At 56.9% G+C, this 22,582-nt stretch carries 18 protein-coding genes; 9 read left to right on the top strand and 9 right to left on the bottom strand.

Annotation, left to right across the window (positions count from 1 at the left end):
• Positions 1–14 precede the first annotated feature (14 nt).
• Positions 15–284, bottom strand: a complete 270-nt coding sequence (locus FMM72_RS11970; RefSeq protein WP_162221554.1) for a DUF1294 domain-containing protein — start codon at positions 282–284, stop codon at positions 15–17.
• 446 nt (positions 285–730) lie between these two features.
• On the opposite strand from FMM72_RS11970, the gene sigK reads away from it, so the two are divergent.
• The 9 genes from sigK to FMM72_RS11925 all read left to right on the top strand — a co-directional run bounded on the left by sigK (position 731) and on the right by FMM72_RS11925 (position 13,836).
• Positions 731–1,372, top strand: coding sequence for an RNA polymerase sporulation sigma factor SigK (gene sigK, locus FMM72_RS11965; protein ID WP_160208950.1), 642 nt, complete (start codon positions 731–733; stop codon positions 1,370–1,372).
• Between the two features lie 385 nt (positions 1,373–1,757).
• Complete coding sequence (gene ade, locus FMM72_RS11960) at positions 1,758–3,491, top strand: adenine deaminase (RefSeq protein ID WP_162221553.1); 1,734 nt, start codon at positions 1,758–1,760, stop codon at positions 3,489–3,491.
• The gene (locus FMM72_RS11955) at positions 3,484–4,884 is read left to right on the top strand and encodes a M24 family metallopeptidase (RefSeq protein WP_162221552.1); all 1,401 of its coding nucleotides are present in this window, start codon (positions 3,484–3,486) and stop codon (positions 4,882–4,884) included. Before ade ends, FMM72_RS11955 begins: the two co-directional genes overlap by 8 nt.
• Before the next feature lie 43 nt (positions 4,885–4,927).
• Positions 4,928–5,944, top strand: a complete 1,017-nt coding sequence (locus FMM72_RS11950; protein ID WP_160208947.1) for a sugar ABC transporter substrate-binding protein — start codon at positions 4,928–4,930, stop codon at positions 5,942–5,944.
• A gap of 68 nt (positions 5,945–6,012) precedes the next feature.
• A complete protein-coding gene (locus FMM72_RS11945) occupies positions 6,013–7,509 on the top strand; it encodes a sugar ABC transporter ATP-binding protein (RefSeq protein WP_160208946.1) in 1,497 nt (498 codons plus the stop codon).
• Between the two features lie 32 nt (positions 7,510–7,541).
• Positions 7,542–8,522 (top strand): ABC transporter permease, encoded by a 981-nt coding sequence (locus FMM72_RS11940; RefSeq protein WP_160208945.1) that lies wholly within the window; start codon positions 7,542–7,544, stop codon positions 8,520–8,522.
• 93 nt (positions 8,523–8,615) lie between these two features.
• Positions 8,616–10,088: a response regulator transcription factor gene (locus FMM72_RS11935; protein ID WP_162221551.1), complete on the top strand. Its 1,473-nt coding sequence runs from the start codon at positions 8,616–8,618 to the stop codon at positions 10,086–10,088.
• The gene (locus FMM72_RS11930) at positions 10,085–11,890 is read left to right on the top strand and encodes a sensor histidine kinase (RefSeq protein WP_162221550.1); all 1,806 of its coding nucleotides are present in this window, start codon (positions 10,085–10,087) and stop codon (positions 11,888–11,890) included. The genes FMM72_RS11935 and FMM72_RS11930 overlap by 4 nt, the downstream gene beginning before the upstream one ends.
• Before the next feature lie 359 nt (positions 11,891–12,249).
• Positions 12,250–13,836: a recombinase family protein gene (locus FMM72_RS11925; protein ID WP_162221549.1), complete on the top strand. Its 1,587-nt coding sequence runs from the start codon at positions 12,250–12,252 to the stop codon at positions 13,834–13,836.
• Between the two features lie 155 nt (positions 13,837–13,991).
• Here FMM72_RS11925 and FMM72_RS11920 read toward each other — a convergent pair whose 3' ends face one another.
• From FMM72_RS11920 to FMM72_RS11885, 8 genes are all read right to left on the bottom strand, one after another.
• Positions 13,992–14,384, bottom strand: coding sequence for a hypothetical protein (locus tag FMM72_RS11920; protein ID WP_162221548.1), 393 nt, complete (start codon positions 14,382–14,384; stop codon positions 13,992–13,994).
• 44 nt (positions 14,385–14,428) lie between these two features.
• The gene (locus tag FMM72_RS11915; protein ID WP_162221547.1) at positions 14,429–15,520 is read right to left on the bottom strand and encodes a M24 family metallopeptidase; all 1,092 of its coding nucleotides are present in this window, start codon (positions 15,518–15,520) and stop codon (positions 14,429–14,431) included.
• Positions 15,521–15,609: 89 nt separating this feature from the next.
• Positions 15,610–16,587 carry a sugar phosphate isomerase/epimerase family protein gene (locus tag FMM72_RS11910; protein WP_162221546.1) on the bottom strand — a complete coding sequence of 326 codons (978 nt, stop codon included), beginning with the start codon at positions 16,585–16,587 and terminating at the stop codon, positions 15,610–15,612.
• 68 nt (positions 16,588–16,655) lie between these two features.
• Positions 16,656–18,137, bottom strand: coding sequence for an FGGY-family carbohydrate kinase (locus FMM72_RS11905; RefSeq protein ID WP_162221545.1), 1,482 nt, complete (start codon positions 18,135–18,137; stop codon positions 16,656–16,658).
• 48 nt (positions 18,138–18,185) lie between these two features.
• Positions 18,186–18,962, bottom strand: coding sequence for a DeoR/GlpR family DNA-binding transcription regulator (locus FMM72_RS11900; protein ID WP_160210276.1), 777 nt, complete (start codon positions 18,960–18,962; stop codon positions 18,186–18,188).
• A gap of 83 nt (positions 18,963–19,045) precedes the next feature.
• Entirely contained in the window at positions 19,046–20,038 is a 993-nt protein-coding gene (locus FMM72_RS11895) for an ABC transporter permease (protein WP_162221544.1), read from the bottom strand.
• The gene (locus tag FMM72_RS11890) at positions 20,038–21,549 is read right to left on the bottom strand and encodes a sugar ABC transporter ATP-binding protein (protein WP_162221543.1); all 1,512 of its coding nucleotides are present in this window, start codon (positions 21,547–21,549) and stop codon (positions 20,038–20,040) included. The genes FMM72_RS11895 and FMM72_RS11890 overlap by 1 nt, the downstream gene beginning before the upstream one ends.
• A gap of 42 nt (positions 21,550–21,591) precedes the next feature.
• Positions 21,592–22,557, bottom strand: a complete 966-nt coding sequence (locus FMM72_RS11885) for an ABC transporter permease (RefSeq protein ID WP_162221542.1) — start codon at positions 22,555–22,557, stop codon at positions 21,592–21,594.
• Positions 22,558–22,582: the final 25 nt, after the last annotated feature.

Raw genomic sequence — 22,582 nt, 5'->3', positions numbered from 1 at the left:
GCCTGGCGCGGCCCTTACCGCCACAGCAAAAACCAGGCCAAAAAACCATACTCCACCAAAGTGACTGCCGGAATTCCCATGACAAAATACCAATGGCGCGTCTTGTGCCGGAACAGGTACATGCCGCCCCAGACACCCCATCCGCCGCCGAGCAGCGCCAACAGAAAGAATGTCCGCTCCCGCACGCGCCAAGCCTTGCGCTTCGCCCTGCGCTTGTCGACAAAGCAAACAGCCAGCCCCGCCAAATTGAGCGCTGTCAGTATCCAGAAAATAGCTTGTCCCATTCGCAGGCTCCTTTATGCGTGTCTTTACCAAATCAATTACAAACTGATTTTATATTCAGTATACCACTATTTTCCGGCTCATGCAAATCGTTCCGGCAACCTTTATTCTGCTCAGCGCAGCAAAAAATCGAGACGGTTATGCCTTCTGCACAGATATTTTGCCGGCAATCGATCGCTGCTTTTGAAACTGTGCGGGGACATCGAACAGATCGCATGGAACATCCGACAGTGCGGCTGCACGGAATCCCAGCGAAAAAATGTCTATGGCAAAACAATCCACACATGGATTCTCTCCCTCCCTTTTCCTAGCGCGGCGTGTTCTGATAATCTTTGATTTCCAGCGGACCTGCACCGGATAAGCTGGCAAAACATATATTTGTTATTGCCCTGTCTGCGCCCTTCTCCCAAAAAGAACGCGGGCAAAATCAGCCGTTAAGGAGGTTCTTATGTTTTCTTTATTTGAGACATTTTGCAATCTGATCTATTTTGCCCTGCATATCACTGGGACCGGATCCTTCCCACGCCCTTTATCCGCCAAGGAGGAGCGCGAATGTCTGGAGGGAATCGCCCGGGGTGATGAGGACGCAAAAACACGCCTCATTGAACACAATCTGCGGTTGGTTGCACACATCATCAAAAAATATTACAGCGCTTTCAAGGATCAGGACGATCTCATCTCCATAGGCACAATCGGCCTGATCAAAGCGGTTTCCACATTCAAGCCCGAAAAGGGTACGCGTTTTGCAACCTATGCATCCAGGTGTATCGAAAATGAAGTCCTCATGCATTTTCGCAATAAAAAGAAATCCGCCCAGGATGTTTACATAAGCGATCCAATTGATACAGATAAAGACGGCAACTCTTTGACGCTTCAGGATATCATGGCCGAGGATGACAACATTGTGGACTGTATTGACCTGCGTATCAAGTCCGAACAGCTGTACCAGTTTATTGAAGGCGCACTGGATGAACGGGAACGGCAGATTATCATCATGCGTTATGGGCTTGGAGGCACGCGCTCGCTTACACAGCGCGAGGTGGCAAAGAAGCTGGATATTTCCCGCTCTTATGTATCGCGGCACGCTTAATGTAAGCGCGCCGCGGTATAGCGGTATAAATAAGGCCGCGATCAAAACCACAAAAGTCAGGTCCATACGGCGGCTGTTCCTTGCTTTTCATGCTCCCGGCAAAAGCTTTCTTTATATCATCAAGCTGATCCCCGTCAGGCTTATGCCCGGGCAAAATACATCTGTGGCGCCCAGGCCGCCTCCAAGGGGACGGCCTGGATTGCGTATGCCGCATACTGCGTGGACAGCCTTCCTTCTGACAAAGACAGCAAAGCTTTATAAAAAAGTATTTAGACATACTTTTTGCACATAATTTTCGTACAATCGTACACAAAACCATACAATATTGCATTTTTCCGCCCCTTTCCACCCGCTATAATAAAAGAAAACAACAGGAGGCGCTAAAATGGCGGAACAGTTTGATCTGATCCTGACAAATTTACAATATGTCAACCTTTTTACCAAGGAGATCTATCCCGCTGAAATCGCCATTCGAAACGGCAAAATCGCGCGGATAACCCAACCGGGCGATCCTCCTCTCACCGGAGAAAACCACTACGATGCGCAGGGTAAATTCGCCCTGCCCGGCTTGATTGACACCCACCTACATATTGAAAGCACCCTGATGGGACCAAAGGGCTTCTGCGGCGCGGTGCTGCCTCATGGCACGACGACTGTGTTTGCCGACCCGCATGAGATCGCGAATGTGATGGGTCTGGACGGGATGCGTTATATGCTCCGGGAAAGCGAGGGGCTGCCAATGGAAATATTGTTCCTGGCGCCTTCCTGTGTCCCGTCGGTCGTTGGACTTGAGACAAGCCAAACCATCTTTGACGCGCCGGAGATCGCGAATTTGCTGTCAGAAAAACGAATGGCCGGCCTCGGAGAAGTGATGGACTACCCCGGCGTCATCAAACGAGACAGCCGGATGCAGCGAATTTTAGCCGCGGCGCGCGCCTCGGGGAAATTCATCCAGGGACATGCCCCCGGCCTGCGCGGACAGCAGCTCGCGGATTATCTCGCTGCTGGAGTGGAGTCCGATCACGAAACGCACGCCCCGGATGAAGCCCTGGAAAAGCTGCGGGCGGGGATGGTTCTGGAGTGCCGCAACGCCTCCAATTGCCGTGATTTGGAGGCGCTCGCGCCGGTCATTATCCGGCTCGGTTATCCGGAAAACGTGACTTTCTGTACCGACGACTGCGCGCCGGGCGACCTGCTCAAAAACGGACATATGGATTACGCGGTACGCACTGCAATCCGTGCGGGCCTCGATCCAATCGAAGCGTTCAAGATTGCGACTGTCAATGCAGCGCGGCTCGGACGGCTGCACGACCGCGGCAGCCTGCGTCCCGGATACCGGGCAGATATCCTGCTGCTGCATGACCTTGAATCCGTCTCGGTGGACGAGGTATTTGTAAATGGAAAGCTCGCGGCGCGCGGCGGCTGTCTCTGCGAACCGCTGCCTCAAACCACAAGCCTGCCGGAAAACACCGTCAAGCTGCAAAAGCCGATAACACAGGCGGATTTTTGTATTCGTGCGGAGGGGAAAACACATGTCCGTCTGCACACAATCTGTTATGATCTGGACGACCGCTTTGTGACCAAGCTGGGAACACGCCTGTTCCCGGTCGAGGATGGGTCGGCGCAGGTCGGGCAGCAGCCGGACTTCGCGCTTTTCGCGGTTTTGGAACGGCATGGAATCAACGGAAACCGCGCGATCGCACCGGTGCGCGGCGTGGGGCTGAAAGAAGGCGCGGTCGCAACCACCATCTCACATGACAGCCACAACCTGTTTGTGCTTGGACGCACGCCCGAGGAGATGCTTTTAGCCGCACAGACGGTTATAAACGCAAAAGGCGGCGTCTGCTGTGTGCGCGGCGGGCAAGTGACAGCGCTGCTTGAGCTGCCGATTGCGGGGCTGATGTCCGACGCGCCGGCCGAGCTGCTCGCGCAAAAGAGCGAACAGCTCCAAAATACCCTGCGTGAGATGGGCATTTTAGGGGACGCGCCGCTGATGATTCTCGGTTCCTTCGCTCTGGCGGTCATCCCCGAGGTGCGTCTGACCGACGTGGGGCTGGTCGATACGGTGAACCAGAAAAAAATACCTTTGTTTGTGGAGGAGGATGAAACAGATGTCTAAAATACAACTGGTCAAAAGCGATCCACTCTTTATGCAGGAGGTTGACACGCCTGTTGTCACGCTGGAAAAAGAAGATTATCTGCTGCGGCTGAACCTGCTGGTCGAACGGATCAAGACATGTGGATATACACACGCGGTCATTTACGGCGACCGGGAGCATTTTTCCCATATTGAATATTTCACCAGCTACGATTGCCGGTTCGAGGAAGCGTTATTCATCGTCAATGCCGCCGGGGAAACGGCGATCCTCGTTGGCAATGAGGGGCTGGCGTACAGCGAGCAGATCCCCTATCCGATCCGGCGCGTCCTATACCAGAATTTCAGCCTGCAAGGCCAGCCTAAGGATCAGCTTCGCCCCCTTTCCACTCTGTTTTCCGAGCTTGGAATCGGCAGGGAAAGCAAGGTTGGCCTGGTTGGGGTCAAATACTTTGAGAGCAGCATTGAAGGCGACCCGGTCCACACGTTTGACCTGCCGTCCTATATTCTTGACGGGCTGTATCGGGTCTGCCCACAGGAGCAGGTGTTCCAGTTTGGACAGGAGCTGACCGGCTATCCAGACGGCATCCGTATCCGTCTGCACTCCGCCAAAGAGATCGCATGGGCGGAATCGGCGGGCAACCGGGCTGCGCGGGCAGTCCAGCGGATGTTTAAGCATATGAAGCCGGGCATGAGCGAATTGGAAGTTTCGGCGTCTGCCGGTGTGGAACTCGAGCCGCTCAACGTTCATCCGATGATCAATTTCGGCGCGCGCAGCGTCTCCCGCGGGTTAAAATCCCCCCTGCAAAGCGAACGCCTCGCACTCGGACAGGTCTGCGGACTCTGCTACTCGGTGCGCGGCAACCTGACCTCGAAAATTTCGGTGGCGGCCTACGATCTGAACTCGTGGGCGGACGAGCTGAAGCCCTATTATGAAACTTTCTACCAGGCCCACTTTGCGGCGATGGCCGCATGGTACGAGTCGGCGAAGATCGGCGTCTGCTGCGGCGATGTTTACAAAGCGGTTTATCGCCATATCAGTCACGAAGAACACGGCATCACCCTCAACCCCGGCCATTCGACCGGCACCGAGGAATGGCTCAACAGCGCGTTCTGCCCCGGTTCGTCCCACAAAATCAGCGACGGGGAATTTGTACAGGTGGACATCATCGCAAGCGGTTCCAACCCGGTGCGCACCTCGATCTGTGAGGACGCCGTGGTGTTCGCGGGGGAACGGCTCCGGGCGCAGCTTCGCGAACAATTCCCGGACGTTTATGCTCGGATTCTGGCGCGCCAGAAGGCAATGCGGGAGGTCTTGGGAATTCAAATTTCAGACGAGCTGCTGCCGATGAGCAACCTCAACGGGGTCTATTACCCGTTCATGCTGAATCTGGACACAGTTTTTGCCTGCCGGTAAAGCTGGTAGACAAAAAGATATTTTTTAGAAAAGGGGAAAAAAGATGAAAAAATTGATCTCTACCGTTCTGGCCACCCTGATGCTTACAGGGGCACTCGCGGGATGCGGCGGCAGCTCCGGGCAGTCCTCCGCAGCGGCGCCTGCAAACTCCACGCCCGCAAACTCCACCACAGCGGCCGGTTCCGAAGCGGCCGGAGAGCCGCTCAAAATCGGCGTTTCGATGAACTCGGCGGACGAGTTTCGCACCTCGCTTTACAATGCGATTGCAGCCAACGCACAAAGTAAGGGGTATGAGGTGATCCAGACCAATGCCGACTTCGACCCAAGCAAGCAGCTGAGCGACGTGGAATCCCTCATCCAGAAGCAGCCGGATGTAATTGTGATCTTTGCGGTCGACGGCGAGGCGGCTGTCGCTGCGGTCGAGGCTGTCAAGGCCGCGGGCATTGGCTGCGTAGCGGTTGACTTCCACATCAACACCGACGCGTACGACGTGTTGATCGCCGACAACCAGACCCTGCACGGCGAGCTACAGGCACAGTATGTGCTTGACTGGCTGAATGAGGACGAAAGCCGTGTTGCCAACGTCGGTTATCTGATCGGCGCGTATATGGAGAGCGCGCTTGAACGTCATGATGGATTTGTAAACGCCTGTAACAACGAAATCAACAGCCGGGTGAACCTGCTTTCGGAACAGTGCGGAAACTGGATGGCGGACGACGCGATGGCGATCACTGAGGACTGGATTCAGAAATTCCCGGAGATGAACGTCTTTGTAAGCATGAACGACGATATGGCCATCGGCTGTATCCAGGCGCTCAAGGCGGCAGGCCGCAATATGGACGAGGTGCTTGTGCTGGGAATCGACGGAACGGTCAACGGCCTCGAGGCTGTGCGCGCGGGCGAATTGGACGGCACGACCGTTGTAAGCGTCGAGGGAACCGCCGAAGTGGTGATTTCTACCTGTGAAAAGATCGCCGCGGGCGAACAGTTTAACGGCAGCACCTACGAGCCGGGAATGATCGAGCTGGTTACAAAGGCGAATATCGACACAGTCGCGTAATTTTTCGGCAGGTCGGACGGGGGACCCTGCGTCCCCCGTTTTTTGCAGATTGCCAAAGGAGGATGGATATGGCGGACAGGCAGGTGGTGCTGGAGGCCCGGGGAGTCTCCAAAAAATTTCCGGGCGTGCTTGCGCTCAACCAGGTCGACTTGACGCTTTATAAGGGCGAGGTGCTTGCGCTCATTGGGGAAAACGGCGCGGGAAAATCAACCCTGATGAAAATCCTACTCGGGGAGTATCAGAAATCCTCGGGCGAAATCCGCTATCTGGGAGAGCCTTTCGAGGCAAAAAATCCCGCCGAGGCGCTGCGCAGCGGGATCACGATGATCCACCAGGAGATCAGTGCGATCCCTAGCATGACCGTCTCGGAGAATATCTGGCTCGGACGTGAGGAGCTTTTCTGCAAAAACGGTTTTCTTGATCACGCGAAAATGCGCGCCGCGACTGAAAGCCTGCTCAAGAGGCTTGAGATCGCGGTCGACCCGGACGCTCAGGCAAAAAGCCTCTCTGTCGCGGCGCTCCAGCTGGTTGAGATCGCACGTTCCGTTTCCTACGAGGCAAATATAATTGTAATGGATGAACCCACCTCCGCCCTGACTGAAACAGAGGTGCAGAAGCTTTACAAAATCATACGCGACCTTTCCTCACAGGGGCGGTCGATCATCTTCATCTCCCACAAGCTTGACGAGCTGTTTGAAATCTGCGACCGGATCACGGTCCTGCGGGACGGCTGCTATGTGGATACCAAGCCGGTTTCCGAGCTTACAAAGGACGATTTGATCCGGATGATGGTTGGCCGGGAGATCACCGATATGTATCCGAAAGCCAATGTCCCGATCGGAGAGGAGCTGTTCCGTGTGGAGCACCTCTCCCGCACAGGCTATTTTGAGGATGTGAATTTCCATGTCCGCGCCGGAGAAATTGTTGGTTTTTGCGGGCTGATGGGCGCGGGGCGCACCGAGATCATGCAGTCGATCTTTGGGTTGGACCCCTGCACCAGCGGGACGGTCACAGTGGCAGGCCAAACCTTTCATCCCGGCAGCACTCCTGAAGCGATCAGCCGCGGCGTCGCGATGGTGACTGAGGACCGGCTGCGTCAGGGGATCATCGCCAAGCTTCCGGTCAAGCAGAATATGACCCTCGCCTATCTGCAAAAAATTTGCAGGCTGGGATTCATCGACAGAACGCGGGAGCGGCGGGACTTTCAGCGGATGCGCGACGCAATGAGCCTTAAAACAGCGGGGGAAACACAGGAAATTGGTTCACTCAGCGGCGGCAATCAGCAGAAGGCGATCATTGCGAAATGGCTGCTTGCCCAGCCGAAGGTATTCATCCTTGACGAGCCGACCCGCGGAATCGACGTTGGGTCGAAGGCAGAGATATACAAGCTGATCGGAGAGCTGGCGGCGCAGGGCAAGGGGATTGTAGTGGTTTCCTCCGAGCTGCCCGAGCTGATGGGCATCAGCGACCGGATTTATGTGGTCTGCGGCGGCCGGATTGTGCACGAATCTGTGCGGGGCGAAGCAGACGCGCAGCTGCTGATGAAAAAAGCGTTTGGCGAATAGGGGGCTGTTCACGCCCGGAAAGGGATATGTTTATGGACAAGGCAAAACGAACGGAGGTCAACCGAGCTGTAACCTTCATCTTGGACAATAAGGCGCTGCTCATCCTGTTGATACTCGGCACGGCAATCCAGATTTTGACTGGGGGGCTTTTCCTTAACGCCTCCAATATCAGCAGCATCGTGCGTCAGATCTCAACCTCAGTCGTGCTTGGCGTGGGATTCACCGCTGTGCTTGCGTCAGGCGGGGTTGACCTCTCGGTCGGCCAGATGTTGAGCCTGATGGGGATTCTCTACGCCCATTATACCCTGCTGATGCCGCTGCCGCTCGCGATTCTGGCCGCGCTTCTTTCAAGTGTGCTGCTTGGCTGCCTCAACGGCGTGTTGAGCGTGACCTTCCGGCTGCCGGCCTTCATCGTTACACTGGCGACCGCGCAGGTGTTCAAAGGGTTCGCCTATCTGCTTTGCGACGGAAAATCGGTAGGCGGACTGAGCAACGCGGTCAAAAAGCTTGGCAGTGGGATTGTATTCGGGGTGCCGGTTTCAGCGATTGTGGTGCTGGTATTGGCGGCGATCATGGCGATTATGCTTCACCGCACCAAGCTCGGGCGGCATATCATCGCGACCGGCGGCAACGCGGCGGCGGCCAAAGCCTCGGGAGTGCGTGTTGAGAGAATTCAGATTTTGGGATATGTACTGATGGGAATCTGTGTCGCAATTGCGGCGATGCTGCTGACCGGACGGGTTTCGACCGCTCTGCCCGGCGCGGGCGAAGGAATGGAGATGGACGCAATCGCTGCGACAATCATTGGCGGTACCCCGATGAGCGGGGGATATGCAAAAGTCTCGGGCACGATCTTCGGCTGTCTCATCATCGGCATTATCAACAATGGACTCAATCTGCTGGACGTCAGTTCGTTCTGGCAGTGGGTCGCCAAAGGCGCGGTCATCATCTTTGCGATTCTGATCGACGCACAGACCGAACGGTTCTTCAATAAGCGGCGGGTTGCCCTATGAGCGGCCGCTTGCTATAATAATAAAGACAAAAACCGGCGCTGCCGGTTTTTGTAGTTTGTGATATGGCAGGAACGCGCAAAGGAGACGCACGTTATGAAGCTGATAGAGACGATTCTGGTGGATGATGACCAATTGGCGCTCGAATATATTGAGGAACTGATCGACTGGCAGGCTGCGGGATTCCATATCGCGGGACGGGCGCTCGATGGGGAACAGGGCTATAGGCTTTACCAGCGGGTGCGCCCCAAGCTGGTGATCGCAGATGTGCGTATGCCGGTAATGGATGGGATCGCCCTCGCTGAACGGATTTTGCAGGATGGGCGGGGCGCCTGCGTGCTGCTGCTCTCCAATTTCGATGAGTTTTCCTATGTGCGGCAGGCAATGCGCGCCGGTATTCGTGATTATATCCTCAAGCATGAGCTTGACGCGCCTTCTTTGCTGGAAAAACTTTCCTCAGTTAAAATGGAGCTGTCCCAAAAAGAACGGGAAAATTGGGACGCAGCAGAATCTTTTATCCGTGCGCAGTTCACCCGGCCCGAGCCTCCCTTGCCAAAAAATCAGACAGAAAGCGACCTTCTGCACCGGCAGTTCCAATATCTGCTGGTGCGGGAGGCCTTGCCGTTTTTGGAGCTTGTCCAGCTCTGCGGCGGCCGGGAGCAGCAGGCAAACAATCAGGCTGAACTGATCCGCACAGGCTGGACACGCCCTGAACAGGTCGGCTGTGTAACGGCAGTCGGCCGGGGGATCTTTGCCGTAGTGCTTGAAGCGGAGAATAAAGCCTCGGCGGTCGAGTCCCAACAGAAGATGTTTTTCAGCGCGCAGAAGCTTTCCCGCTTTTTAGAAAACCATTTGGGACATCCCTGCTCGGTCTTTACGGTTTCCGCCCCCTGCACGCTGCCGTTCGCCGCCGCTCTCTGGAAGAAATTTTCCCATACGCTCGACGCCTGTTGGTTTTTTGAGGAGGGAGCGGCCAGCGAGTGGGAGGAGTTTGCCCGGCAGCAAAGTTCAAGCAGTGCGCCCCCCTGCCCCGCTGCGGACGGCGAGCCCTATGCTCTGTTAAAGGAATCGGTGCGGGTGCAAAATTATCCGCTCTTTTTGCAGTCTGCCCGGCAGGTCCTGCGGCAAATTTTGACCGATCCCTCTCAGCCTGCGTTCGACCCCGTGCAGGAACCGGCCGGGTGGCACACCGCACAGGCGTTTCTGACCTGGGCCGGCGGCCGGCTGGCCCAGGCGCATCCAAATTGGTCGCAGCCGGTACGTGAGGCCGCCGCTTATATCCGCGCGCAGTACCGCGACCCTGGCCTCTCAGTGCAGCAGATTGCGCAGCACGCCGCGGTCAGCCGGTCGCATTTAAGCGCGCTCTTTCGAGCCGAGGTCGGCAGCGGTGTCAACGAATATCTGGCGCAGTACCGCATTGACCAGGCGGCCGCACTGATGGAAACAGGCCGTTACAAAATTTACGAGGTCTCAGAAATGGTCGGTTACTCGAGCAGTCAATACTTCTGCCGGGTATTTAAAAAACTGAAGGGGTATCCCCCGCGCACGGAAAGAAGGGGCAGGGATTGAAAAAAACATACGGATGGCGTTTGGGGATCACAGGAAAATTGTTTGTCATCATCTGTGCGGCGGCCTGTGCGGTGCTGCCTGCGCTCAATGCAATTCTTCCACAGGTGTTCATCCTGACCTTGCAGGACGACGCGATCAAAAGCGGCCAACTGCGCAACAGACAGATCATGTCCCAATTGGATTTAAGCCTGGGAGTGGTGGATGGTATCGGCAGGAGTATCCGGCTCGACCGCGAGATGGAAAACTGTATCCGCACAGCCGCCGGAAATGAAGCTGCTACACGCTTTGAAGTGCGGGGCAGGCTGAACGGTTACGTTATCAACAGCGCAGGAAAGCTGATCTCGGTCATCCTGCACCTGGACAACGGAGAATTTTACGCAAGCTCGGAGCTGTCAGCGCAGGAGCACGCGCTGTTCGAACAGGAATGGTATCAAAATTTTCAGGCGCAAAGGCGTGAAAAACGGTATTCCAGCGCACTGAAGGGATATTCCGGCACCTTCTCGATCAACTATCAGGATGCGAATGGGCGCGGGATCGGCAGTGAAACCGCTCTTGCGATTGCTATGCCCTATCTGGGTCCGCAAGGTTCGCATGGGTCGGTTCTGCTGATCTGTTCGCTCGCGCCGCTGATGCAGACCTCCACCTATCCGCTGGAGATCGAGGGGACGCGCTTCCAGCTTTATGACAATCAAAACGCCCCGTTTTATCCGGTTGACAGCATATTTGATCCAGCGGACGCCCAGACCTTTTTGGAAACCGCCTCGGAGCAGTCCGTCCTGCGCAGCGACGCCCGCAAAACCCCAGAGGGCTATCTGCTGTCGGAACGCTCGCGGTATGGCGACCTCAAGCTGGTGACTGAGATGACATGGGAAATGCTGCTTGCGCCCTATCACAATGTGATCCAGTTTATCAGTTGCTTCACCCTGTCGGCCGTGCTGCTGGTCTTTTGCCTGATCTTCCCTTGTATCATCCGTGCGCTCAAACCGCTGCGGCAGCTCTCCGCTTCAATGGGGTCAGTCGCCGAGGGCGATTTTTCCAATGAGTTGCAGGTCCGCTCGAACGATGAGGTGGGGGATTTGACCATCAGCTTTAATGAGATGCTCCGACAGCTTGCAGAATATTTTGTACGGATTCAAAAGAAGGAGGAGGAGAAGGAACGGCTGAGACTCGGGCTGATTATCGCTCAGATTTCTCCGCATTTTATCTATAATACGATGAATACAATCACCTACCTTGCCCGCAAGGGCCAGACTGAGGATGTCATCCGGGTAAACGGAATGCTAATCGGGGTGCTGCGCGACCGGCTGCGGATCAGCGATATCAATGTGTGTTGTCCGGTGTCGGAGGAAAAACATATCATCGATCAATATGCGGTGATTCAAACCTATCGTTATGGAAATATTTTTCAGATTATCTGGGAGATCGAAGAAGGGATGATGGATCATTTGATCCCCAAATATCTGATCCAGCCACTGGTGGAAAACGCTCTGTTCCACGGCCTGCTGCCGAACAAAGAGGAAAATGGGAATGTGCTGGGCGGAACAATCCGGGTGCAGATCGGCGGGAAGGGCGGACAGATGCGGATTGTCGTTTCGAACGACGGACGTATGATCGAACCCGAACAGCTCGCGCTGCTCAACCAGATCATAAATTCGACCGAACCCGCTGTGGATGGGCGGGGAATCGGTATCCGCAATGTAGCGGCGCGGCTGCGGCTGCTGTATAAGGAGAGTTCACGGATGCGGCTGACGAGCGGCGATGGCGTCACTGCCGTGGAGCTGTCATATCGGGAAACGTGTTAAATGGTTCAGAATGCATCAGCCGGCTTACCGATTGCATCCTCACACCGGCCGCCAACTGAATATGGATTCTTTGTTCCAGCTAAAAAGCCGAACCATCTGGATGGTTCGGCTTTTTCATTTTCTTATAAGACAGGCAAAAGATTGGTTCAACCGCATATAGTTTTATAAATAAATGAACATGGTGGCGTCCTGTGAAACAACATGCCTTAAAAAACAACGCATATTTTCCGGGGATGGAGAGGATATGCGTCAGCTTATACGCCAATCCTTTTATTTTATCTGCTTCGTTTTTTTGATGGAGACTGACAGCTTCATTGCGGGCTATACAACGAATGGCCGCTTATTTCGGGAGGGACCTCATGTATTTCTCAATAAGCAGCCCCATGGATTACCATGCGGCGTTATACATTCGATTATCAAAGGAAGACGAAAGCGAGGGACCGTCGGAGAGCGTCAGCAATCAAAAATCCCTGCTGGATGAATTTGTCCGGCAGCAGCGGCTGAATGTCTATGATACCTATATCGACGACGGCTGGTCCGGGACCAGCTTTGACCGGCCGGATTTTCAACGGATGATCCGCGATATTGAGGCCAAAAAGGTCAATATGGTCATCACCAAGGATTTAAGCCGTCTGGGACGCGACTACATTATGACTGGCCACTACATGGAGCGATACTTCCCCGAACACAGGGTGCGGTACATCTCCCTGCTGGATGGCATCGACACCGGGGTGGACTCCACCGCCAACGACATCACACCTTTCCGCGCTATCATGAATGATATGTACGCCAAGGATATCTCCAAAAAGATTGCCTGTGTCAAGCATGACAAGCAGCGTAAGGGGTTGTTCATCGGTGGGAAGCCGGTCTACGGCTATAAAATGCACCCCACCGAGAAAAACAGGATCGTCATCGACGAGGAGGCCGCCTGCATGGTGCGCCGGATCTTCAGTATGGCCCTCTCCGGCATAAGCTGCCGGCAGATCGCCGCCCAGCTCAACGAGGAGCATATCCCAACCCCAGCCACCTACGCAAACCTCCGTGTGGCTAACCCCGGCCCATACGCCAGCCTGTGGGCCAGCGAGCGCATCTCCGATATGCTGCATAACGAGACCTATATCGGCAACATGGTGCAGGGACGCAGCCGGAAGGTCAACTACAAAACCAAGAAGTGCATCCGCCAGCAGCCCAAGGACTGGATAGTGGTGGAGGGTACCCACGAGCCCCTCATCGACCGGGAAACCTTTGACAAGGTGCGACGGCTGGTGGACAGCCGCAAGCATACCCGCAGCCGCACCTATGACTTTCTGCTCAAGGGGCTGATCTTCTGTCATGAATGCGGCTACCCACTGGCGGTACTCAACCGCAAAAATGCCAAAGGCGAGGAGGTGCTGTACTTTGTCTGCCGCACCTATCAGCGGTTCACCAAAGCTGGGGTATGTACCTGCCATTCCATCAAGGAACAGACGGTCACCCAAGCAGTGATGGAGCGGGTACGGGAGGTTTGCCAAACCTATTTGCAGTCGGAAAAACTGCTGCCTATCGCCCGGCAGGAGATCGCAAAGGCTCAGGCTCAGGCGGACCACGGGAAAGCGATTGCCGCTCTGAAAGCCAACATTGACAGCCTGTCCGCTCATCTGGACCGGGTGTATATGGATAAGTTGTCCGGCCTGCTGGATGAGGCGGACTTTCAGCGGGTCTACCGGAAGGTCAAGGCCGACCGAACCGCGCTGGAACAACGGCTCTCCCAAACCGGCCGGCCGGACTTCTCCCCAGAGGAGCAAAACGATCTGGCCAAAAAGCTGGTGGAACGCTTTCTGGCTACTGCCCCCGCCAGCCGGGAGGTATTGATCTCCCTGATCGAGCGGGTAGAACTGACCGAAGAAAAAGAGGTCATCCTCCACTTCCGGTTCCGGGAACTGGAGCAGAGTGGGCGCCCCCTGTAATTGCAGGACCCTGCGCCTATGTACGGCGCATTTCTTTGGAGGAAAAATCGTTTACAATAGCGCCGCCGCGGTACATAGCGCCCCAGTTAATGTAAGCGGCAGAGCTTTGAAAAATGTGCCGCCTGTCAACAGCACAACTTTGGCTTTATCCGGTTTTATCCCACTCTTCCGATTGCCGGAATCGGAACCGGATGATCATTCGCTTGTTCCCGGTCAGCTCTACTCGCCTGTTCCAATAAATTGCGGCTGGCTTTTACCTTCCGGCAGATCCGTTTAAAGTCTCCGTCGTACAAAGTGCCATCTCTCGGTGGAGAAACAGTAGAAACGAGCGGAACAAAAGCTCGCCCGCATCCTCCTTTCCAAAGCGGCAGGTGATTTGCAGCTGACGTTTTCTCATTGTTAGATCCCCTTTCCATTGAAATAGTAAAGGATATGCGGGAAAACGCCCCTGCTTGCCTGTCTACAGCGAGGAACGCCGTAGACAGATGTGATTGGCGTTTCTCCGCGGAAAACAGTTTATTCAGTTGTATCTTGTTGTCTTTCGGCAATCAATTCGACTCCGAGGATCCCCTGTACACCATTGGACGGCGGATCATAATTCAAGGATCAGCGGGCGCTTGATGGAGACGCCGTCCAATATCACTTCACGGAGCGGCCAGCTCCCCGTCTGGGTGATGATCTCCCGCCGGTCTCCCTCGATCAGATAGGTGTCCTCCAGTTTGACACCCGCGATCGTCGGGTTCCACGAGAACGCCTGACAAGGCTGCACCGTCTCAACGCACGTCTCTCCGGCACAGTAGTCGCGCGTAGCGTAGCCAAGCGCACCGCCCTGGTGGTGTAGGTGGAAATCCTCGCCGTAGCCGGCCTCCTCGTAGGCGATACGGCCACGCCGCACGATGTCCCCTGCACGCGCACCGGACACGGTGTCGCGGATGTAGCCCGCGTCGATGCGCAACAGCGCCTCGTAACGCCTGCTTCGGTCGCTGTCGGGCGGGCCGAAGCTGACGATTCGGCTGAGGGAGACGGTCAGCCCGTACTTCTGCGCGCACACAGCCAGCATCGCGCAGCGTTCCACGCGGACATCCTTGGGGATTGGATGGCGGTAGCGCGTGAGGCGTTCGTCCGCCGCCACCAGGCAGACGGGCAGCAGATAGCCCGCCGCCGTCAACGCGGCAGACGCGCGGCCGGCGATTTCCCGCTCGCTCTCCCCCAAGCGGATTTCACGGCAGCACCGCTCGACGATGCCCGCCGCCTCGGGGCCTATCTCCCGATAACGCGCGGCCTCCTCGGGCGTAAGGCGGTAGCGCAGGCGCTGCAGGTCTGCGGCGCGGTTTTCAGTGCCGAAAGCGCCTGAATCGGAAACGGTTCTGCGCCCCGCGAGCAGTTCCCCGATCCGCTGCGCCTCGTCCTCGTGCCAGCGGTAATCCACCAGTTCAAACCCGCCGCCCGTCAACTCCTCCTCCATGATGCGGTACTGCTCGCTCGAGCAGCAGGCCGCATACAGCTTATCCATCGTGACAATCACCTTCGCTACCGCGCTGCCGGTACCCTGGTCGACGTAGGCCGACCGGCCGCAGCTAATCCAACCGAAGTTGTCGTTGGTTGTGAACAGCGCCGCTCCGCAGCCCTGCGCCTCTAAAAAGCCGCGCACCCGCGCCAGCTTTTCCTCCAGTTCTCTTTGCATCAAAAACGCTCCTTCCACACATCCCGCGCGGCTGTCGCGCGGAGACGCCGGAGGCTCGCCGCGGGAATGCGGCGAGCCTCCGGATCAGATTATTTGAACACAGCCTCGCGCATAAGGCGCATCGCCTCGGTGGCATCGGTTCCGTTGATGCAGGCGGTCAGCTTATCGAAACCGATCCTGTCAACAGCTTCATCGAACAGCTTCATGTAGCGGATGCTCTCCTCGGCGGCGCGGAAAGCAGGCTCGCGGAAGGGGAAGATATCGACCGATGTCCAGCCTTCGTAGCCGATCTTGCGCAGCGAATAACAAAGTTCAATATATTCGGCATAACGCACCGACCCGAGGATCATGTCGTCGTCCCAAGCGCCGTAGTTGTCGTTGACGTGGAGGTTATAGAGCATGCCGTGATTGGCGCACATCTCGATCACCTGGGCGATGTTGCCCTGGCTCTGGAACACATGGCCGAAATCAACGGTGAGGCCGACATTGGGGCGGCCGACATCCTTGGCAAGCAGCAGGGTGGTGCCGGCGCTGTCGAGGATGCAGCGGTTGCGCGGCTCACGCGGCTTGAATTCGAGCGCGATCTTCATAGCGGGGTTGTAGTCGCAGATTTCGCGCACCGCTTCCACCAGCAGGTTCCACTGACGGGTGTAGTCGGTCTGGAATACGTAATCGAAACCATCCTGCCCCATCCACACATTGACAAACTCTCCACCGACCGCGACGGCGAAGTCGACCGAGTCCTTACAGTACCGAATGGCGCGCTTGCGTATCTCGGAGTCGGTGTTGGTGAGGGATCCAAATTTGAAAGCCTTCTCACCGGTAACGGGGGCGTTGACGCCCGACACCTTGACGCCGTATTTCTCGCACCGCGCCTTGACTACGGCGGCGTCGCTCTCGCAACCATCGACGTCGTAGCAGAGCTCGACCGCCTCCAGCACGCCTGTCTCCGCAAGCCCTTTGATCTTCTCGTCGCCGCTGATCTCCTCCTTATAGCCGCAGCTCATGAAGCGGTCGCAGCGGTTCCCCATCGAACCGGTGATACATGCAAACTTGAGTTTACCCATAGCGTATGACCTCTTTCTCAATTGAATTTTGGCATATCTTCCTCCACGAAATACAGGACCATTCTCCCTCACGCCCCGCCGGTCTTTCCGAGCAGGGCCAGGAAGCGCCCGTAGGCGTCGTCCCACGCCGTACCGCTGCGCGGCTCGTAAGTCGTGATCCTGCACGAGCGGGCGGACAGCTCACGCGCCTGCGCGAGACTCGAAACCTCCCCATACGCCCGGAGTTGCAGGAGCAGGTTGCCGGTGAGCGCCGCCTCGTCCGGTCCGGCGTAGACCGGGCGGCCGCACGCGTCGGCGGTATACTGGTCAAGCAGGCCATCGCGGCTGCCGCCGCCCAGGATATGGATGGCCCGCAGCGGCCTGCCGATGATGCGTTCGAGCCTGACAAGCGTCCAGCGGTATTTAAGCGCGAGGCTCTCGTCGATACAGCGGATGAACTGGCCAGGCGTCTCGGGGACTGGCTGGCCGGTGTCGGCGCAGTAACGTGCGATCTTGCTGGTCATCTCCCCCGGCTCATAGAAGCGTCCGTCGTCAGGGTCGATCAGGCTGCGGAAGGGGGACCCAGCGCGGGCAAGCCGTTCGAGATCGTCGTAGCCGTACTCCTCCCCCCGCCGCCGCCAGTCGAGACGGCATTCCTGCGCAAGCCACAGGCCCATGACGTTTTTGAGCAGGCGGTAACGTCCGTCCACGCCCCCCTCAAGCGCAAAGTTGTAACGGAACGTCTCGTCGCTGACCACCGGTTCGTCAAGCTCGACGCCGACGAGCGACCATGTGCCGCTGCTGATAAAAGCGACGTCCGTCCGGTTGGTGGGCAGCGCGGCTACCGCGGAAGCGGTGTCATGCTCGCACACCGATACAACATCCATCGCGGGCGTCCCGAAGTCCGCGGCCGCGCGGGCCGTGAACCGCCCCAGCACGGCGCCGGAGGGCGTGATGGGGGGAAGGATTGTGCGCGGAATACCAAACCGGCCAAGGATTTCCTCAGACCAGCCTCCTGTACGGTAGTCGAACATCTGTGTGACCGATGAGATCGTGTACTCCGACCGCTTCTCCCCAGTGAGCAGGTAGCCGAGCAGATCCGGGAGAAGCAGCATCGTATTGCCCTCCGAGAAAAGGTAACGTTCTCCCTCTTCGGCCATCGCGGCGAGCTGCATGACCGTGTTAAAAAGGGCGTTCTGGTTGCCCGTCAGCATGTGCAGCTCCCGCCGGGAAATTTTGGCGTAGATGCCCTCGGCACAGCGGGCGGCGCGGGGGTCGCGGTAGCAGCGCATCTGCGACACAACGTCTCCGCGCGGGCCAACGAAGGCGAAATCATTGGAATAGGTGTCCAGCCCCACGCTAACCACGTCCCGCCCGAGCGCGCACGCCCGGCGGATGCCCTCCGTGAGGTTTTCATAGATACCCAGCAGGTTCCAGTAAAGGTCCCCGCCGAGGCTGATCTGCCGGTTTTCAAACCGGTGAACCGTACGGGCGGACAGGGTTTCCCCGTCAAATTCGCCCAGCAGCATCTTGCCGCTCGACGCGCCCAGATCAAACGCGATCGCTTTCACATTACCCTCCCGGGCGCCGGCCGCGACTCCCCGAAAGGCCGCTCCACGCTAGCACGCGACGTGCGTTTTTACCCCCCTGAGGCCAAGCATCCGCAGGCTTTCCTCGTCCGCGCCATCGTCGGTGATGACAAGTTCCACCTTGGAGAAGTCGGTCAGATACACCGCGCCCTGTTCATGAAATTTTGAGTGGTCGGCCAGAACGTAGACGTGCTGCGCATTGTCGATCATCGCCCGCTTGGTGTCCACCTCGTAAATGCTCCCATCGGTGAAGCCCGACTCGGGACGGATGGCGCGGCAGGACAGAAACGCCTTGTTCGGCCGGAAATTGTGCACCCATTCGTTGGCCAGTATCCCCGTCAGCGATAGGTTCTTCGCACGGAAGATCCCCCCAAGCGAGATCATGACCAGATTGGGATTGTTGACGTTGACCGACTCGATCAGCAGCTTGATAGAGTTGGTGATGACCGTCACCTGGTACGCCGGGTTGATGTTTTTGATCAGGCTGATGGTCGTGGAACTGTTGTCGATGAAGATCGTGTCGCCGTCCTCGATGAGCTGCGCAGCCGCCTTGCAGATCTTCGCCTTCTCCTCGTAATTCTGGATTTCCCGCATCTTAAAGGGGTACTCGGAGGTGTTGCCACCGGATGTTTCCAACACCGCTCCCCCGTGGGTGCGCTGGATCAGGCCCTCCTGCTCAAGCTCCCGCAGGTCGCGGCGCACCGTCTCCTTTGAAATCTCCAGCATCTGCGCGAGCTGGTTTACGCTCACCTTACTGTCCTTCTTCAGAAGGCTGACGATCAACGCCTTTCGTTCGATGTTGTACATCTTGCTACCCCCGACAATTTTTATTTTTCGGAAAATATTGTATCTTTAAATATACAATATTTTCGATTGGGGCGCAATCGGAACTATCGGATTTCTCCACTGAATTTAATGCTGTCCACCATGACCGCGATGAAGATGATGACGCCGCGGACAACGGTGTAGGCATAGGGGGAGGCGTTGGTGATGGTGAGACCATTGATGATAACCTGAATCATGATGATGCCGATCAGCGCGCCGGGGAACACCTTGCCCTTGCCGCCGAAAAGGCTCGCGCCGCCCACCACCGCCGACGAGATGACGACGAACTCGTCCCCAATCGCAAAGTTCTGGGTGATGGAGGTGAGATTGCAGGCGTTCACCATGCCTGCCAGCCCCGCCAGACAGCCGCACACAAGGTAGGCGATAAAGACGGTACGGGGGCCGTTGATGCCGATCCTGTTAGCGCCGGTGAGGTTGTTGCCGCAGGCGAAGAGCTGGCGGCCGAACTGGGTACGCGTGAACACGAAATGCCCGATTGCAACCGTGATGAGGAATACAAAGGCCATGACCGGTACGCCGAACAGGCGGGTATTTGCCACCTTGAAGCCTTGCTCGTTGAGTATCACCATCTTCTGGTCGGAGATGATGAGGCCGAAGCCGCGCGCAATGCTCATGGTTGCCAGAGTGGTGATGAAGGGCACCATCTTAAACCTGGCGACAAAAATCCCGTTGATCGTGCCGATGAAGGCGCCGCAGAGCACCGCTACCACGAACGATACGAGGATGGGGACATTGAAACGGTTGAGCAGGTAGCTGCCCATCAGGGCGGAGAAGTACATGTTGGACGCCACTGAGATGTCGATGCCGCCGGTGATCAGCACGAAAAACATGCCGACCGTGGCGATGCCCAGCGCGGAGGCGAGCTGCACAATGGTTATGGCGTTCTTGACCGTCAAAAACTGTGCCGACCGGCTGGCAAAGTAGACGATAACAAGCAGAAATATGATGTAGAGGCCGTAGTTGCAGAACAGGCCAATGAATCTCTTTTTGACGTTCCCGGCGGGCTTGGCGCCGGCGCCAGCAGTTGTCGCGCTCATTAGATACCTCCTCCTATCGCGGCCGTCATGATCCGCTCCTGGCAATAGTCCCCCTTGAGGAACTCGCCGGTGACGCGGTTGTGGCTCATGACGAGGATACGGTCGCACATACCCATCAGTTCCTCCATCTCGGAGGAAACCATCAGAACGGTGGATTTGTTCTTTGCCAAATCGTTGATGATGCTGTAGATCTCATACTTTGCGCCCACGTCGACGCCGCGCGTCGGCTCGTCAAGCAAAAAGACATTGGGCTTGCGCAGAACCCACTTGCCGAACACCACCTTCTGCTGGTTGCCGCCCGACAGGTTGACAGCCGCCTGTTTGGCGGGATCGAACGTCTTGACGTTGAGCTCCTTGACGGTCTGTGCGGTCATCGCCTGCTCGCGCCCGAAATCGAGAAAGCCGAACCAGCGCCGCCCCAGCTCCTGGAGGCTTGCCATGACGGTATTCTCCTTGACCGTCTTGGGCAGCAGCAGGCCCTCCTCGCGGCGGTTCTCGGTGATGAAAGCCATGTTGTTCTTGATACAGTTCTCGGGCGTCACCGGGGAAATGGCCTTGCCGCGGAAGGTGATCTCCCCGCCGTCCATGGGGTCCACTCCGAAGATGCAGCGCAGAAATTCAGTACGCCCCGCGCCCATCAACCCGAACAGGCCGACGATCTCCCCCTCCCGCAGGCTGACGCCGACCCCCTCGAATCGGCCCTCCTGCCGGATATCCCGCGCTTCAAATACGACGTCCCCGATCTCCTTTTCGATTGTGGGGTATATCTTGTTGAGCTCCCGGCCGACCATCATACGGATGACGTTGTGTTGATTGAGGTTGCCGATCACATCCTGGGTGATGATCTCGCCGTCGCGCAGCACAGAGATCTCGTCGCAATGGGCGAAAACGTCCTCGAGGATGTGGGAGATGAAGATGATCGACTTTCCCTGCTCCCGCAGGTCATGCATGATGCGAAAGAGCTTCTCTTTCTCCTTGTTGGACAGGGAGGTGGTTGGCTCGTCGAGAATGATGATGCGCGCGTCGTGCATGATCGCCTTGGTGATCTCAACAAGCTGCCGCTGGCCCATGGGCAGCGTGCCGACAATCGTATCGGGGTCTATGCCGTCGATGTCAAGCTGGTCGAGTTTCTCACGCGTAACCGCCTTCATCCTTCGAAAATCAACAGCGCCACCCGCGTGGGGCATGTCGGTGATAAAGAGGTTTTCCGCCACGCTGAGATTGGTGAAAAGGTTAAGCTCCTGGTGGATGAAAGCGATACCCGCCGCCTGCGAGGTCTTGGGGTCGGCCGGTTCGAAGGGATCGCCGTCAAGCAGGATTTCGCCGCCGTCACGCCGGTAGACGCCGCCGAGGATATTCATCAGCGTCGACTTGCCGGCGCCGTTCTCCCCCACAAGGCCGAGGATGCTGCCGCGGCGCAGGCTGAGGGTGATGTTTTTCAGCACGTTCACCAGCGCGAAGGACTTTGTAACATTTCGCAGCTGCAATATGTAGTCGCTATTCTGTGCCAAACGATTCACTTCCCATCTGAAAAATTGGGATTGCACCCCCGGTCACACGCGCACCTTCGCCTGCTTGAGCAGGTCGATGCTGGAGGCGATGAGGATAATTGCGCCTTTGATGATGCTGATAACGAACCACGGCACCCCCAACAGATTAAGGCTGACGTTGATGATAATGATGAGCAGCGATCCGAGGATGGTGCCGGTGATCCTGCCACGGCCACCCATCGGGCTGGTGCCGCCAATGATGATGCTCGCCATAATATCGATGAACAGGTTGCTCGCGTAGCCGGAGGCGCCCGCCTCCATCTGGGCGATCATGATGATACCCGCACAGGCCGCGCAAAGCCCGCTGACAATGTACAATTTAAAGATGGTCCGCTTAACCGGGATACCCGAGATGAGCGACGCCTTGGGGTTGGTGCCGACCGAGTATATCTGCCTGCCGAAACGGGTGCGGCTGAGCATGGTGTGGGTGACAGCCACCACGGCCGCCGTGAGCAGGAGCGCGTAGGGAAAGATGCCGATGCTGCCTGTGCCCATCACCGTGAAGCTGTCGGGCAGATTGCCGATCGTCTGGCCCTTGGTGTACCACACCGCGAGGCCGGAACCGACCATCTGCGTCGCCATGGTGACGATGAATGAGGGCATCTTGAAGGTGATGATTGAAAAGCCATTGACGACGCCGAAGACGATACCGATGCCGAGCATGGCTAAAATAGCCGCGGGCACCGCGTACCACTGTCCGCCAAGCAGGCCGGTAGCGCTCATGATCGAGGCTCCCACCACGCTCGTGAGCGCGATGACCGACGTAGCGGAGAAGTCGACACCGCCGTTGAGAACTGTGAAGTGTTCGCCGCAGGCGACCGTCAGCAGGACGCAGAGCTGTCCAAGGATGTTCTTGATGTTGTAGGCGGTGCCGAAGTTGGGCACCGCTAAGAGCGACAGGGCGACATAAAGCAGTAATATCCAGAAGATCGTGTTTACCGACTTTACCTTTTCCATAACACGTTCCATAAGTTTACCTCTCTATCCGTTTGAA

This window comes from Anaerotruncus colihominis, from assembly GCF_010206195.1.
GTDB lineage: Bacteria > Bacillota > Clostridia > Oscillospirales > Ruminococcaceae > Anaerotruncus > Anaerotruncus colihominis_A.
This window is presented reverse-complemented; position numbering and strand designations above follow the sequence as displayed.